General features: G+C 34.7%; 1 protein-coding gene. It reads right to left on the bottom strand.

Going from position 1 to position 864, the window contains the following annotated elements:
• Window positions 1–356: 356 nt before the first annotated feature.
• Window positions 357–806: a cupin domain-containing protein gene (locus KTE19_RS13055; RefSeq protein WP_003600575.1), complete on the bottom strand. Its 450-nt coding sequence runs from the start codon at window positions 804–806 to the stop codon at window positions 357–359.
• Window positions 807–864: the final 58 nt, after the last annotated feature.

The raw sequence follows: 864 nt of genomic DNA, 5'->3' as shown, positions 1-864 counted from the left end.
ATGATTTATTTGAGCTGTGGCAGGTAAACGCGGTTCTGAATGTCTCTTAAAACCTGTCTCAAATATTGACTTCAATCCAAAATAGGTCTTAGAAAGATTTACAGACTTTATTTTGTGTAAAAAATAAAGAGCTGTTATAAAAATTCCACTAAAAATTTTTATAACAGCTCTTTACATATTTTGAAATTAAAAGGGTGGAACTATGTTCCACTCTTTCGGTTGTATAAGTCCCGATTGCTAAATGCAACTAAAAAATTATTAATTGCATAGTTCAGAAAAAATTCTAATTCAAATTATTTATCAAAGAATACCATTAGTTCTTGACATAAATCATATCTTTTGATAAATAATTTGTCTTATTCACCAGTACCCTCCAGAGGGCCCTCCTGCTTAATTGCATCGGCTTTAGTGGCTTCATTAGTTCCTTTTTGGTGCTTGACCGGTGAATAAATAGAGAAGACCTTCATGGTCTGTTTTCCAGCGTTGATCACGTTATGCCAAGTGTTATCAGGAACAACTACAGCCTCTCCCGGATGAATTTCCTGATCAACTGTTAAATGATCTTTATCTTTCCCCATTTTAACGTGGCCAATACCGGCTACTAAGTAAATAAGTTGATCATTACCATGATGAATTTCCATACCAATATCACCACCTCCGGCTGGGATAGCCATTAATGTGATTTGAAAATGATCCCCGGTCCACAAAGTAGTTCGATAATTTTCATTTTCCAAAGCAGCCGATTTTAAATCAGGTGCAAAGGGTGCTGGACCGTAGTCTCCTAAATCTGCGCTTTTTTCTAACATAATAAACACTTCCCTTCTAAGTGGAATTGTAACATAATTTTTTATTATTTGATATCAT

Origin of the sequence: Lentilactobacillus dabitei, from assembly GCF_019061365.1 — a bacterium.
Taxonomy (GTDB): Bacteria; Bacillota; Bacilli; order Lactobacillales; family Lactobacillaceae; genus Lentilactobacillus; species Lentilactobacillus dabitei.
Note: the sequence above shows the minus strand (reverse complement) of the source record. Positions and strands in the feature narration are given on the sequence as shown.